At 54.2% G+C, this 13867-nt stretch carries 12 protein-coding genes; 7 read left to right on the plus strand and 5 right to left on the minus strand.

The window, feature by feature from the left end; genetic code table 11:
* Positions 1 to 56: 56 nt before the first annotated feature.
* The gene (gene orn, locus NSCA4_RS0100200; RefSeq protein WP_003742860.1) at positions 57 to 605 is read right to left on the minus strand and encodes an oligoribonuclease; all 549 of its coding nucleotides are present in this window, start codon (positions 603 to 605) and stop codon (positions 57 to 59) included.
* Between the two features lie 202 nt (positions 606 to 807).
* On the opposite strand from orn, the gene fabI reads away from it, so the two are divergent.
* Both fabI and mscL read left to right on the plus strand, forming a co-directional pair.
* Positions 808 to 1596: an enoyl-ACP reductase FabI gene (fabI, locus tag NSCA4_RS0100205; protein WP_016686291.1), complete on the plus strand. Its 789-nt coding sequence runs from the start codon at positions 808 to 810 to the stop codon at positions 1594 to 1596.
* Between the two features lie 281 nt (positions 1597 to 1877).
* Positions 1878 to 2330, plus strand: a complete 453-nt coding sequence (mscL, locus tag NSCA4_RS0100210; protein ID WP_016686292.1) for a large conductance mechanosensitive channel protein MscL — start codon at positions 1878 to 1880, stop codon at positions 2328 to 2330.
* A 233-nt stretch (positions 2331 to 2563) separates the two neighbouring features.
* On the opposite strand, the gene hslO is transcribed toward mscL, so the two are convergent.
* Both hslO and NSCA4_RS0100220 read right to left on the minus strand, forming a co-directional pair.
* A complete protein-coding gene (gene hslO / locus NSCA4_RS0100215; protein ID WP_016686293.1) occupies positions 2564 to 3469 on the minus strand; it encodes an Hsp33 family molecular chaperone HslO in 906 nt (301 codons plus the stop codon).
* A 159-nt stretch (positions 3470 to 3628) separates the two neighbouring features.
* Complete coding sequence (locus NSCA4_RS0100220) at positions 3629 to 5272, minus strand: ABC1 kinase family protein (protein WP_016686294.1); 1644 nt, start codon at positions 5270 to 5272, stop codon at positions 3629 to 3631.
* A gap of 169 nt (positions 5273 to 5441) precedes the next feature.
* Here NSCA4_RS0100220 and NSCA4_RS0100225 point away from each other — a divergent pair, with 169 nt between their 5' ends.
* The 3 genes from NSCA4_RS0100225 to NSCA4_RS0100240 all read left to right on the plus strand — a co-directional run bounded on the left by NSCA4_RS0100225 (position 5442) and on the right by NSCA4_RS0100240 (position 8094).
* On the plus strand, positions 5442 to 6101 hold the full coding sequence (locus tag NSCA4_RS0100225) for a C40 family peptidase (protein ID WP_016686295.1): 660 nt from the start codon (positions 5442 to 5444) through the stop codon (positions 6099 to 6101).
* 18 nt (positions 6102 to 6119) lie between these two features.
* A complete protein-coding gene (locus tag NSCA4_RS0100230; RefSeq protein WP_029609416.1) occupies positions 6120 to 6338 on the plus strand; it encodes a hypothetical protein in 219 nt (72 codons plus the stop codon).
* Between the two features lie 331 nt (positions 6339 to 6669).
* Positions 6670 to 8094, plus strand: a complete 1425-nt coding sequence (locus tag NSCA4_RS0100240; protein ID WP_016686296.1) for an alanine/glycine:cation symporter family protein — start codon at positions 6670 to 6672, stop codon at positions 8092 to 8094.
* A gap of 138 nt (positions 8095 to 8232) precedes the next feature.
* On the opposite strand, the gene rsmG is transcribed toward NSCA4_RS0100240, so the two are convergent.
* Together rsmG and NSCA4_RS0100250 are read right to left on the minus strand one after the other, a co-directional pair.
* On the minus strand, positions 8233 to 8856 hold the full coding sequence (gene rsmG / locus NSCA4_RS0100245) for a 16S rRNA (guanine(527)-N(7))-methyltransferase RsmG (protein ID WP_016686297.1): 624 nt from the start codon (positions 8854 to 8856) through the stop codon (positions 8233 to 8235).
* 393 nt (positions 8857 to 9249) lie between these two features.
* Complete coding sequence (locus NSCA4_RS0100250; protein WP_016686298.1) at positions 9250 to 10248, minus strand: RluA family pseudouridine synthase; 999 nt, start codon at positions 10246 to 10248, stop codon at positions 9250 to 9252.
* A gap of 406 nt (positions 10249 to 10654) precedes the next feature.
* Between NSCA4_RS0100250 and NSCA4_RS15385 the strand changes: the two genes are divergently transcribed.
* Both NSCA4_RS15385 and NSCA4_RS0100255 read left to right on the plus strand, forming a co-directional pair.
* A complete protein-coding gene (locus NSCA4_RS15385) occupies positions 10655 to 10807 on the plus strand; it encodes a hypothetical protein (RefSeq protein ID WP_218015735.1) in 153 nt (50 codons plus the stop codon).
* Between the two features lie 5 nt (positions 10808 to 10812).
* Positions 10813 to 13836 carry an Rne/Rng family ribonuclease gene (locus tag NSCA4_RS0100255; protein ID WP_029609417.1) on the plus strand — a complete coding sequence of 1008 codons (3024 nt, stop codon included), beginning with the start codon at positions 10813 to 10815 and terminating at the stop codon, positions 13834 to 13836.
* Positions 13837 to 13867 lie beyond the last annotated feature (31 nt).

Genomic DNA, 13867 nt, shown 5'->3' on the forward strand with positions numbered 1-13867 from the left:
ATGGGTTTGAGGCTTTCAGACGACCTTTTTGTATTGTTGCTCGTGTTGGCAAGGATTTAAGGCAGTTTCAAGAAGTTTTCGCGGTAGTAGCGCATTTCCTCGATGCTTTCGAGAATGTCGTCCAAAGCCTGATGCGAACCGCGTTTCACCACGCCTTTGGCAACGGGCGGATTCCAACGTTTGGCGAGCTCTTTCAGGGTGGATACGTCCAGATTGCGGTAGTGGAAATACGCTTCGAGGCGCGGCATGTATTTGACCATAAAGCGGCGGTCTTGATGGATGGAATTGCCGCACATCGGCGTGGCTTTTTCGGGAATCCATTGCGCGATAAAGTCCAGCAGTTTTTGTTCCACTTCGGCTTCGGTGAGTTGCGATTCGCGCACGCGCCGGGTTAATCCTGTACGCCCGTGGGTGGCGGTGTTCCATTCGTCCATGCCGTCGAGCAGTTCGTCGCTTTGGTGGACGACATAAACTTCGGACTGCGCCAAGACGTTCAAATCGGAGTCGGTAATAATCATGGCGACTTCGATAATGCGTTCGCGTTCGGGGTCAAGCCCGGTCATTTCCATATCGAGCCAGCAGAGGTTGTTTGCGTTTTGGGTCATTTCAGACAGCCTTTTTCGTTAAAAACAATGGGCGGCATTATAAGGGATTTGATGTGCAAAGGTCGTTTGAAAAGGTTTCAGACGACCTTCGTTTTCCGTCAGGACGACAGGTTATCTCTTGTTTTCTATACCGAAACCGCCCCCAGTTTGCTATAATGCCCAGTTTCATCAAACCGCAATACCACACTTTAAAGGACAAAAAATGGGTTTTCTGCAAGGTAAAAAAATCCTGATCACCGGCATGATTTCCGAGCGTTCCATCGCTTACGGCATTGCCAAAGCCTGCCGCGAACAAGGCGCGGATTTGGCGTTTACCTACGTTGTCGACAAACTGGAAGAGCGCGTCCGCAAAATGGCCGCCGAATTGGGTTCCGAACTCGTGTTCCGCTGCGATGTCGCCAGCGACGACGAAATCAACCAAGTTTTCGCCGATTTGGGCAAACATTGGGACGGCTTGGACGGCCTCGTCCACTCCATCGGCTTCGCACCGAAAGAAGCCTTGAGCGGCGACTTCCTCGACAGCATCAGCCGCGAAGCGTTTAATACCGCACACGAAATCTCCGCATACAGCCTGCCTGCATTGGCAAAAGCCGCCCGTCCGATGATGCGCGGCAGAAACGCCGCCATCGTCGCCCTGAGCTACTTGGGCGCGGTTCGTGCGATTCCGAACTACAACGTTATGGGCATGGCAAAAGCCAGCCTCGAAGCAGGCATCCGCTTTACTGCCGCCTGCTTGGGCAAAGAAGGCATCCGCTGCAACGGCATTTCCGCCGGCCCGATCAAAACCCTCGCTGCCTCCGGCATTGCCGATTTCAGCAAACTCTTGGGACACGTCGCTTCCCACAACCCGCTCGGCCGCAACGTAACCATCGACGAAGTCGGCAACACTGCCGCCTTCCTGCTCTCCGAACTCTCTTCAGGCATTACCGGCGAAATCACTTACGTTGACGGCGGTTACAGCATCAACGCCCTGAACGACGAAGAGGCGTAATGATTTGTAATATTTTGTAGAAAAGACAACTTATTACACAAAAAACCGTCTGAATAAGTGGTGTAAAAAAGGTACACTCCGATTTCAGACGGTTCTTTTTTCATATAAAAGGCGGCATATTTCGGGAATTTTGTCATATATACAAATTTTAACTTTTATAAATTTTGTTTAACGAATAACACGATACCATGCCTGCCGGTTTGGAAAAGCCTGCCCGACCCTTCGGATGCGCTTTTTTAAAAATTTCACTTTATTATCCACAAACATACAGGAGGACATTTATGTCTATTGCTTCAGAATTTAAACAGTTTATTATGCGCGGCAACGTTATTGACTTGGCAGTCGGTATGGTCGTCGGTACTGCGTTCAGCGGCATCGTTAAATCTTTGGTTGACGACGTAATCATGCCCCCTATCGGTCTGTTGATCGGCGGCGTTGACTTCTCGAATTTGTTCGTTACCTTGAAAGACGGCACACCGCCCGCCCCCGAAGCCGGTTACGCCAGCCTGGCGGCGGCTCAAGCTGCCGGTGCCGTTACGCTTAATCTCGGTCTGTTCATCAACTCTGTGATCAGCTTCCTGATTATCGCCGCCGCAATCTTTTCCGTTATCAAAGCATTGAACGCTATGAAAAGAGCAGAAGAACACATTGAAGAAGAAGCCTTAATCCCTAGCGAAGAAGTATTGCTGTTGCGCGAGATCCGCGACTCTCTGAACAAAAAACAATCTTTATAATTGTAAGATTTGAAATCGATGGTCGTCTGAAACCGAATGTTTGGTTTCAGACGACCTTTTTGTATCCATGCGCCTTTTATTTTAAAGCGGGCGAGGTTCGGGTTTTATGGGAAACACACGTTACGGGCTTGTTTCTCCTAAAGCCTGCACCCTATCAATTAAAGAAAAGTCGTCTGAAACCTTCCAAATCGGTTTCAGACGACCTTTGCTTAATGAATATTAAGCGTTGATGTTTATTGCAGACGCTTGGCTTCGTCTAGGACGGCGTTGACGACATCGGCACCGAAGAGGGCGTTGACATCGGTTTCGTCGAAGACGTATTTGGCGTGGCAGAAGTCGCAGTCGATTTGGATGCTGCCTTGTTCGGCGACCACGCCCCCGACTTCTTCGCCGCCCAGCATGAGCAGCATATCGCTGACTTTTCCGCGCGAACAGGTGCAGGCGAATTCGATATTTTCGGGATCGAAGACGCGCGGAGGGGTTTCGTGGAAGAGACGGTAGAGGACGTGTTGTGCGTCCAGCCCGGTCAGTTCTTCGGGAGTCAGGGTTTGAGCCAGCGTGCCGACGTGTTCCCATGATGCCGCGTCAGGTTCTGTCTCAGGCAGGCGTTGCACCAAAAGTCCGCCGCAGGCATCGTCCGATGAGGCAAGGACGATTTGGGTATCGAGCTGTTCGGAGCGTTTGGTGTAGTTGATAAGCATTTGGGCGATGCTGCCGCCTTCGAGCGGGACGACACCCTGCCAAGGTTCTGCGTCTTTGGGCTGAAGGGTGAGGACGAAGACGCTGTTGCTGCCGAGAAGGTCGGTCAGGCTTTCGTCGTCGTTGATGTCGGCGGTTTCGTCCCAACGTGCGGTGGCGCGGACGGTTTGGTCGGAAGTAGCCTCGACGACGAGCATTTTCAGACGACCTTGTCCTTGAACTTGAACGATGAGCGTGCCGTCGGTTTTGAGGTTGCCGGACAGGAGCGCGCCTGCGGCAAGGAGTTCGCCCAAGGCGCGGCGGATGGCGGGGGGATAGTGTTTTTGTCCGACGATGTGTTTCCATACGTTTTCAAGGCGGACGTGCAAACCGCGAACGGGCATATCGTCGAAGATGAAGCGGGTGCGGATGTCGGCGTGGTTGATCTGGGTTTGCGGCATAAATTCCTCTGTTATATCTGGATGACGGGTTGACGGCTATATGGTTGCGTCCGCAGGGAAATCAAGGTCGTCTGAAAACGTTTTGGCGAAACCTGCGCCCTTGGTTTTCAGACGACCTTTTTGTTCTTGTGCTGATTGATGATTTGAGCAAACGTGAGGCTAGTGTTTCCCCGACCGCCACACCGACCAGATAATCCACAGGCTGTTGGCGAAGGCGATAAGGTAGCCGACGAAGCCGATAAACTTGGGGCCGGTGTCTATGCTCATGACGATGGACGAACCGATAATCAGGGCGGCGGTAACGATGCCCATGGTCAGGCGGTTGGCGGCGCTGTCGATTTGATGGCTGATGCGTTCTGACTGCTTGAGGTCTAGGGTGATGCCGAATTTGCCTTTTTGCAGCATTCTGGTCAGCCTGAAGAAGTCTTGCGGCAGCGACTCCGCCATTTGCAACAGGGTGCGCAGTTGCGTTTTGGCGTTGCGGGCGATGTGGGCGGCAGAGGCTTGTTCTTTGACGGCGGCTTCGGTGATGGGTTTGGCGCGTTCGAGCAGTTCAATACTGCCGTCGAGCCGTTTGACGACGCCTTCGAGGGTGATGAGGGTTTTGAAGAGCATCACGAGGTCGCCGGGCAGGGTCAGCCCGTGGCGGCGCATGATGGAGGTGATGTCGTTAATGACTTGGCTGACGCGCAGGTCGCGGATGGGCGTGTGTTCATAGTTGAGCAGCATTTCCAAGACGTCTGCGCCGAGCAGGTTTTCGTCGGGCAAATCGCCCTGAGCCCAGTCGCTGAGGACGTATTGGATGAGCAGCGCGTCGTTGTTGGTCAGGGCGTTGATGAGGTTGAGGATTTCGCGGCGGCGGGTGTTGCCTAGGTGTCCGACCAGCCCGAAGTCGATGAAGGTGATGCCGCCGTTGTCGTTGATGAAGATGTTGCCCGGATGGGGGTCGGCATGGAAAAAGCCTTGCCGCAGCATCATGGTGAAGAGCGTGTCGGTAATCCGTCCGGCAAGCCCGTTGCGCAAGGTGTGGGGCATGGTTTCTAGGTCGGCGTCTTTCAGGAGCGTGCCGTCGATGTAGTCTTGTACGAGGATGTGCCGGTTGGAAATGTCGGGATAGACGGCGGGGATGCGGACCAAGGGGTCGTCTGAAAAGGTCTGACCGAAACGCTGCATATAGCGCAGCTCTACTGATAAATCGGTTTCTTTTGCCAGACTTTTGGCAAAATAGGCGACCATCAATACGGGCTGGTAACGGCGCACTTCGGGGATTTCGGATTCCATCAGTCTGGCGAGGTGGTTCAAAATCCGCAGATCCGCCTGAATGACCGGCTCGATGTCGGGGCGTTTGACTTTGACGGCGACGGCGGTTCCGTCTAAAAGTTCGGCGCGGTGCACCTGTGCCACCGACGCGCTGCCTGCGGGTTTCGGGTCTATGCTGCGGAACACTTCGGAAACGGGTTTGCCCAAATAGGCTTCGACCAAAGTATAGATTTCAGACGACGGTATCGGCGCAACGTTGCTTTGCAGTTGTTCAAACTCTTCAATCCACTCCGCCCCGAAAATATCGACCCGCGTGGACAATACCTGACCGAGTTTGACGAAGGTCGGCCCCAGCTCTTCAAACGCTTTGCGGAAGCGTCGCGGCGTACTCATATAACGGCTGTCGGGATGCACTTCGTCCCCGCCCGCTGCGCCCAAACGGATACGCTGCACAAAGCCGCCCAAGCCGTATTTCGTCAGTACGGTAATAATTTCGCGCATTCTGGAAAAGTCGCGCATGGCGAGCAGAGTGGGTATCATCATCAGTTGAGTGTCTTCGCAAATTTTTTATAAACAACGCTTTAACGCAATATAACAGACGCTTTTTTGCCAAACATCCTGTTTTTTATATACAATCGCCTGCATATCCTAGATACAGAATAACATAATAGCAGGCGGCAGACAGGTCGTCTGAAAATGGAATCAGTCAAACATGAAAGCCTTATCCAGGCTGGCGGCACTATTGGTTTCGGCCTGTATGCTGTCCGGCATTCATTTTGCAAACGCCGACGAACTGGACGTGTTCGTTAAAAACAGGCAGCAGGTTTTAAACCAATTTGAAGATGCAAAACAGCCTGCTCCCGCACAGGCTCCGCAGATAAATTTCCAACCCGCGCGCGCGGCAACTCCTGTTGTACATTCCATTCCTTCAGCTTCGGCAGCACCCGTCCGTGCATCGAGAAGTTCAGATAGTGCCGACGAACTCATCGGTAGCGCGATGGGGCTTTTGGGCGTTGCCTACCGTTACGGCGGTACGTCAGCATCCACAGGTTTCGACTGCAGCGGATTCATGCAGCATATCTTCAGACGCTCAATGGGGCTGAACCTCCCCCGTACCTCCGCCGAACAGGCAAGAATGGGCGTCGGCGTATCCCGCGGCGAATTACAGCCGGGCGATATGGTATTTTTCCGCACGATGGGACGCGGCAGGATTTCCCATGTCGGACTCTACATCGGCAACGACCGTTTCATCCACGCTCCGCGTACCGGCAAACGTATTGAAATCACCAGCCTCAGCAACAAATACTGGAACGCCAAATACGCCTTTGCACGCCGCGTGAAGAAAAACGATCCGTCCCGTTTTCTCAACTAAGTCTAGGAAAGCAACAACGTGAGTATGCCTGAAATGCCCAAATGGTACGACGACGACGGGCAAATCGTATCCTGCACTGAAAAAGTGAAAGTCATGACGGAAAACATGACCGAGCTTTATCAAGCAGCACAAGATGCATTTGAAGACGCGCTTCTGATGGGCTGCAGTGAAAAACAGTTGCGCGAATACCTGCAAGCCTTGATTGAAGGTGTGGAAAACCCCTATCGGAAAGCTTAGTCGGCAATATATTCCCTACAACGGTATGGCTTTTGCCATGCCGTTTTTTATGGACCGTAAAACAGCAAGGTCGTCTGAAAGCTGCAATATGCTTTCAGACGACCTTTTTTGCTTGCCCAAATCGGAGCCTGTGTCGTGTAATGCAAGGAAACTCTATGATATTTATCAAGATTATGCCAATGCTGAAACTGTAAAGTTTTTTCAGTTTGTCAACAGTCTGCTAGAATAGCGCGTTTTGGCGTCGGGTGTTGTCCCGATGTCGTCTGAAAACAGCTTTGCGGCACTTTGACAGGATCATCCCTTCGGAGAGCCGTATCTAGAAAGGCTTTTTATGGATAACTTTACCGAATCGCTGCACCAATTGGTTCAGAAAATCAATGATCCGATGTGGACAGGGCTGGTGTATGTCCTGCTGGGTGCAGGGCTGTTTTTCACAGTTGCCACCGGTTTCGTACAATTCCGCCTGCTCGGACGCAGTATCAAAGAGATGCTCGGCGGCCGCCAACAAGGCGATGATCCGCACGGTATTACGCCGTTTCAGGCTTTCGTTACCGGACTTGCCAGCCGCGTGGGCGTGGGCAACATCGCGGGCGTGGCGATTGCCATCAGCAGCGGCGGCCCGGGCGCAGTATTTTGGATGTGGATCACCGCATTAATCGGTATGAGTTCGGCGTTTGTCGAATCTTCACTGGCGCAGTTGTTCAAAATTCGCGATTACGACAACCATCATTTCCGCGGCGGTCCTGCTTACTATATTACCCAAGGCTTGGGTCAAAAATGGTTGGGCATCGTATTTGCATTGAGCCTGATTTTCTGCTTCGGATTCGTTTATGAAGCCGTTCAAACCAACACCATCGCCGTAACCGCCAAAGCCGCGTGGGGCTGGGACGAACATGCGGTCGGCGTCGCATTGGTCATCATGACTGCGCCGATTATTTTCGGCGGTATCCGCCGCGTTTCCCGCTTTGCCGAAATGCTTGTTCCGCTGATGGCGACTTTGTATCTGCTGATGGCGCTCTACATCATCATCACAAACATCAGCCTGATTCCCCATGTCTTCGGTCAGATTTTTGACAGCGCGTTCAACTTTGAAGCAGCCGGCGGCGGCCTGCTCGGCGGCTTGATTTCGCAAACCATGATGATCGGTATCAAACGCGGCCTGTATTCCAATGAAGCAGGTCAAGGTTCTGCACCTAACGCCGCAGCGGCAGCCGAAGTCAAACACCCTGTTTCCCAAGGTATGATTCAAATGCTGGGCGTATTCGTCGATACGATTATCGTATGTTCCTGCACGGCGTTTATTGTTTTGGTTTACCAACAACCTTACGGCGATTTGAGCGGCGCAGAGCTGACCCAGGCGGCGATTGTCAGCCAAGTCGGTGCATGGGGTGCGGACTTCTTGGCAATCATTCTGTTTATGTTTGCCTTCTCTACCGTCATCGGCAACTATGCCTATGCCGAATCAAACGTGCAGTTCATCAAAAATCATTGGCTATTGACCGCCCTGTTCCGTATGCTCGTTTTGGGCTGGGTGTATTTCGGCGCAGTCGCCAACGTGCCGCTGGTTTGGGATATGGCGGATATGGCGATGGGTACGATGGCATGGATCAACCTTGTCGCCATCCTGCTCCTCTCTCCGCTTGCCTTCCTGCTGTTGAGGGACTACACGGCGAAACTGAAAATGGGCAAAGACCCTGTCTTCAAACTTTCCGAACATCCGGGTTTGAAACGCAAAATCAAATCCGATATTTGGTAAATCAAAAAACCGCCCTGCAAGTAGGGCGGTTTTTTATGGCGGACTGAAATGGCAAAATGCCTACGCTTATGCTTGCGCATACATACAAGGTCGTCTGAAAAACCCTGTTTCGGGTTTTCAGACGACCTTTTTCAATATTCAAACCTTCTTCAAAATCACCATATGCCGTTCTGCATCCAAGCCGGGGACTTGGAGGGCTTCGACGCGTTCGACGGCGACGGTGTCGGGGAGTTTGGCGATTTCTTCTTCGGGGTACACGCCTTTCATGGCGACCCAGCGGCCGCCGTCTTTCAGCAGATGTGCCGTCCAGTTGACGAAGTCGGCGAGTTCGGCGAAGGCGCGGCTGGTGATGATGTCGGCTTGGAAGTCTTGAACGGCTTCGACGCGGCCGCTGACGACGCGGACGTTGGCGAGTCCGAGTTCGATGACGGCTTGTTGCAGGAAGGCGGTTTTTTTGGTGTTGGCGTCTAGGAGGGTGATGTTGAGGTCGGGACGGCAGATGGCGGTGGGAATGCCGGGCTGTCCGCCACCGGAGCCGACATCCAGCATGGTGTGCGCGCCTTGGAGGTAGGGGAGCAGGGTCAGGCTGTCGAGCAGGTGGTGGCTGACCATTTGCGCTTCGTCGCGCAGGGCGGTGAGGTTGTAGGTCTTGTTCCACTTTTTGAGCAGGCCGGTATAGGCGAGCAGTCGGGTTTGCTGTCCTGCGGATAGGTCCCAACCTAATGCCTGTATGCCTGATTGGAGTTGCTGTGTCGGGGTCATGGTGTTTGTCCGTGTTGTGTCGGGCATTATGGTAGCGGAAAAAAAGGTCGTCTGAAAGGCGTGGTTATTAAGGGATTAGGTTCTCAGGGCGGCGGAGTTGTAGCGTGGGCTTTGCCCGCGAAACTTGTTGTCTGACAATTTGAAACCGTCTTTATTTTCACATTTATTTCGTGGGCAAAGCCCACGCTACGGGTTTCAGACGACCTTTGGGTGTTTTTGGGAACGGTTGGTATTTAATTTTCCGAGCGAGCCGTAATGTGGCGACGCTGGCTGAAAATATGGAAAATTTTTTCAGTTGTAGCGTGGGCTTTGCCCACGACATCTTCGGTCTGGCAATCTGAAACCGTCTTTATTTTCACACTCATTTCACGGGCAAAGCCCACGCTACGGGTTTCAGACGACCTTCTTTGCGTTTTCCAACATCAGGACGAATTGTGCCAAATCTTGCGGCAGCGGGGCTTTTAAGATGAGTTTTTCGCCTGTCAGCGGGTGGTCGAGGTGCAGCTCGGCGGCGTGCAGGAACATCCGTTTCAAACCGAGTTTCTGGAGGCGTTTGTTGGCTTGGTAGTCGCCGTAGCGTTCGTCGCCGGCGATGGGGCATTGCTGGGATTGGAGGTGCACGCGGATTTGGTGGGTGCGGCCGGTTTTCAGGGTGGCTTGCACGAGGGTGAGGTGCGAGAGGCCGACTTGGTGCAGGAGGTCGTCTGAAAAGCGGTTGAGCACGCGGAAGATGGTGTGCGCGGATTGTCCGTCTTCGCTGACGCGCACCATTTTTTCGCCTTGCGCGCCGGTGTATTTGAACAGGGGCAGTTTGACGTGGAAGCTGTCGTTCGGCAGTTTGCCTACGCCCAGCGCGAGGTAGATTTTTTTGGGGTGGTCGTTGCGGATGGCTTCGTGCAGTTTGACGAGCGCGCTGCGTTTTTTGGCGATCATCAAGAGGCCGCTGGTGTCTTTGTCGAGGCGGTGGACGAGTTCGAGATAGTGGGCTTCGGAGCGGGCGCGGCGGATTTGTTCGATGACGCCGAAGCTCACGCCGCTGCCGCCGTGAACGGCGACGCCTGCGGGTTTGTCGATGACGAGTAACGCGTCGTCTTCGTAGATGATGTCGAATTCGCGCGCGGGTACGGCTTGGGCGCAGTTTTCAGACGACCTTTGTTTTTCGGCGGTGCGCACGGGCGGGATGCGGAGCAGGTCGCCGGTTTGGATACGGCTGTCGGGCTTGCAACGTTTTTTGTTCAGGCGCACTTCGCCGGCGCGGATAATGCGGTGGATATGGCTTTTGGGTACGCCTTTGAGGATTTTTATCAGATAGTTGTCAAGGCGTTGGCCGGCTTCGTGTTCGGCGACGGTAATCAGGCTGACTGAATCTTTGCTTATTGCGTGCGTTTTCATCTATAATCCGAACATCCGTTTCGGCAGAAACCTGTACAAACAGGCCGTATGGGACGGATGGTATTGTTAAAACGAGATTTTATATTAAAAACGCACTCTGCAAAGCATTTTCCCTGCGTTTATGCCAAAGCCCGTAAACGCAGGAGCGTAATTAAGTTTGATTTGATTTTGCCGATTTGACCGGGCATAAGACGAGGGGCGGGTGTTTGACAAACCTGCCGCGCCGCACCGTTCGAAACTTCCGGCATAACGATAATAAGAAGATGTCGGCTACCTGTTTTCTAAGCCGGACCTGTACCGTCCGGACTTCGGCGGCGGACGGAGCGTTCCGCCGCATTGTTCTTTATTGCCTTCTTTATCCGTACCCTTCCGCACACGGCCGCATTGTTTTGGGCGGCGTGCAACCTTGCGGACTTCAACTCAAAAACTGATTGCTCATCCGGGTTTCTGCATCCCGCGCCGAAAAGGGGCGCGGGCTATGCCCAATCCCGCCCGCCTCGCAGAGTGCCTGACAGAGCAGGCAGGTCGTCTGAAAAGGCTGCCCGCCTGTGCGAGGTAATTATTATGAAAAGAATGTTGTTCAATGCAACGCAAGCCGAAGAGCTGCGCGTTGCCATTGTCGATGGGCAAAACCTTTTGGATTTGGACATCGAAACGCTGGGTAAAGAGCAGCGCAAAGGTAATATTTACAAGGGTATCATCACCCGTATCGAGCCGTCGCTGGAAGCGTGTTTCGTGGATTACGGAACCGACCGCCACGGCTTTTTGCCGTTTAAGGAAGTATCGCGTTCGTATTTCCGCGATTACGAAGGCGGCAGGGCGCGTATTCAAGACGTGCTCAAAGAAGGCATGGAAGTCATCGTTCAAGTCGAAAAAGACGAACGCGGCAACAAAGGCGCGGCGCTGACCACCTTCATCAGCCTAGCCGGACGTTATCTGGTATTGATGCCGAACAACCCGCGCGGCGGCGGCGTATCCCGCCGTATCGAAGGCGAAGAGCGTCAAGAACTCAAAGCCGCTATGGCAGAACTCGACATTCCGAACGGCATGAGCATCATCGCGCGTACCGCCGGTATCGGCCGCAGCGCGGAAGAGTTGGAATGGGATTTGAACTACCTCAAGCAACTTTGGCAGGCGATCGAAGAAGCAGGCAAGGCACACCACGACCCTTACCTCCTCTTCATGGAAAGCTCGCTGCTCATCCGCGCCATCCGCGACTATTTCCGTCCCGACATCGGCGAAATTCTGGTGGACAATCAAGAAGTTCACGATCAAGTTGCCGAGTTTATGAGCTACGTCATGCCGAGCAACGTAGGTCGTCTGAAACTCTATCAAGACCACACGCCGCTGTTCTCCCGCTTCCAAATCGAACACCAAATCGAAAGCGCGTTCGCCCGCAGCGTCAGCCTGCCTTCAGGCGGCGCGATTGTGATTGACCACACTGAAGCCCTGGTTTCCATCGACGTCAACTCCGCCCGCGCCACCCGCGGTGCGGACATCGAAGACACCGCGTTCAAAACCAATATGGAAGCCGCCGAAGAAGTCGCCCGCCAAATGCGTTTGCGCGACTTGGGCGGTTTGGTCGTCATCGACTTCATCGACATGGAAAACCCCAAGCACCAGCGCGATGTTGAGAACGTCCTGCGCGATGCGCTCAAAAAAGACCGCGCCCGCGTACAAATGGGTAAATTGTCCCGCTTCGGCCTCTTGGAATTAAGCCGCCAACGCCTGAAACCCGCTTTGGGCGAAAGCAGCCACGTCGCTTGTCCGCGCTGCGCCGGTACCGGCGTCATCCGCGGCATCGAATCGACCGCCCTGCACGTTTTGCGCATCATTCAAGAAGAAGCGATGAAAGACAACACCGGCGAAGTGCACGCCCAAGTACCCGTCGATGTCGCTACCTTCCTGTTGAACGAAAAACGCGCCGAGCTGTTTGCGATGGAAGAGCGTTTGGACGTCAACGTCGTCCTGATTCCGAATATCCATTTAGAAAATCCGCACTACGAAATCAACCGCATCCGCATCGATGACGTAGAAGAAGACGGCGAACCGAGCTACAAACGCGTTGCCGAGCCGGAAGAAGACGAATCCGCCAAACCTTTCGGCAGCGAACGAGCCAAAGCCGCCCGTCCCGAACCTGCCGTCAAAGGCGTGCGCCACACCCAGCCTGCCCCGACCGTAGCCGAGCAGAAGAGCGGTTCATGGTGGGATAGCTTCAAAGCATGGCTCAAACGCATTTTCGGCGGCAATACCGCAGCCGAAACCGCGCCTGTTGCCGAAGTGGCAGAAAAACGCACTTCAAGCGGCAACAACCGCAACGGCAATTCCGGCAACCGCCACGCAAACAACCGCCGCCAAAACCCGCGCCGCAACAACAGGCACGACGGCAGCAAGGTAGAAGTGCGCGAAGTGGCGGACTTCAAAGACAAAGCAGCAGACAATCAGGCAGCGGAAAACGAAACCCGCAACGCCAAAGACAACCGCCGCAGCCGCAACCGCCAAAACGAGCGCAACGCCGCAGCGGAAGCCGAAAACCTCGAAGTACAAGCACTTGCCGCCGCAACGTCGTCTGAAAACGAATCCCGTTCAGGCGAGCAGGCGCAAGGCAACAAACGCCGCCGCAACAACAACCGCAACGAACGCAACCGCGGACAAGCGGACATCCGCGCGGAAGAAACCCTGTCCGAAACAGTGGACAACGTGGCGGAAGAGGGCGTGCAAACCGCCGATACCGATGCGCTGAAAGGCAACGACCGCCGCCAACGCGAGCGCAACAACCAACGCGACCGCCGCGAGCGTAACAATCAGCGCGACCGCCGTCAAAACGGTAAAAAACGCAATATTCCGTCTGCCGCCAAAATCGAGCAGTACCTGAATATTCATGATACCGCCGACAAAGTCCTCTTCGCTGCTGCGCACGTTATGGGCAATACCGTCGAAGAAGAGCCGTTTGCCGTGACCATCCCCGTTCCCGAGGATAGCGGCGAGCCTTTGGTTGTCGTGGTTTCCGAACCCGTTACCGTTGCTGAAGAAGCGTTCGTGTTCTCCATCGAAGGCGAAGATGTGGATAGCGACATCCTGATCGAAGACAGCACCGACGACGAATGCAGCATCATCGACTCCGCTATCGGCAGTGTTGGAGAAACTTCGACTTCCGTATTCGCCATCGAAACCGAAGACGGCTACCAACCGATGACCGCCGTCCCAGCCGAAGGCGAGGTCGAAGCCGTTGCCGAAATGGAGGAAGAACTGGTCGTTTGGAAAGCCGAACGCGAAGCCGCCGCCGCCATCGAAGCCCTTGCCGCAGCAGCGGCCGCCGTCCAAGCAACGGAATCCGAGCCACAGACTGTGCCGAAAGCAGGCCAAGCGGAAGCGACCGAGCCGGAAGAAACTGCTCTCGCCGCTGCCGCGATGCCCGACTTAGGCGGTTTGGTGTTTGTCGAAACCAATCCCGAAGCCGTTGCAGCCTTTGCCGAACAGGTTCAGCCCGAACCCGAATCCGGCCTGCGCCGCTCGGACGTGCCGAAGGTTGAAGCCGAACCCGTCGCCGCTGCCGAAATGGTCTTGGTGGAAACGCGCAAAGACTAAAGGCTGAAAGAAGAGGGTATCGTGAGTGTAG

Origin of the sequence: Neisseria sicca 4320, assembly GCF_000193735.1 — a bacterium.
Lineage (GTDB): Bacteria > Pseudomonadota > Gammaproteobacteria > Burkholderiales > Neisseriaceae > Neisseria > Neisseria sicca_E.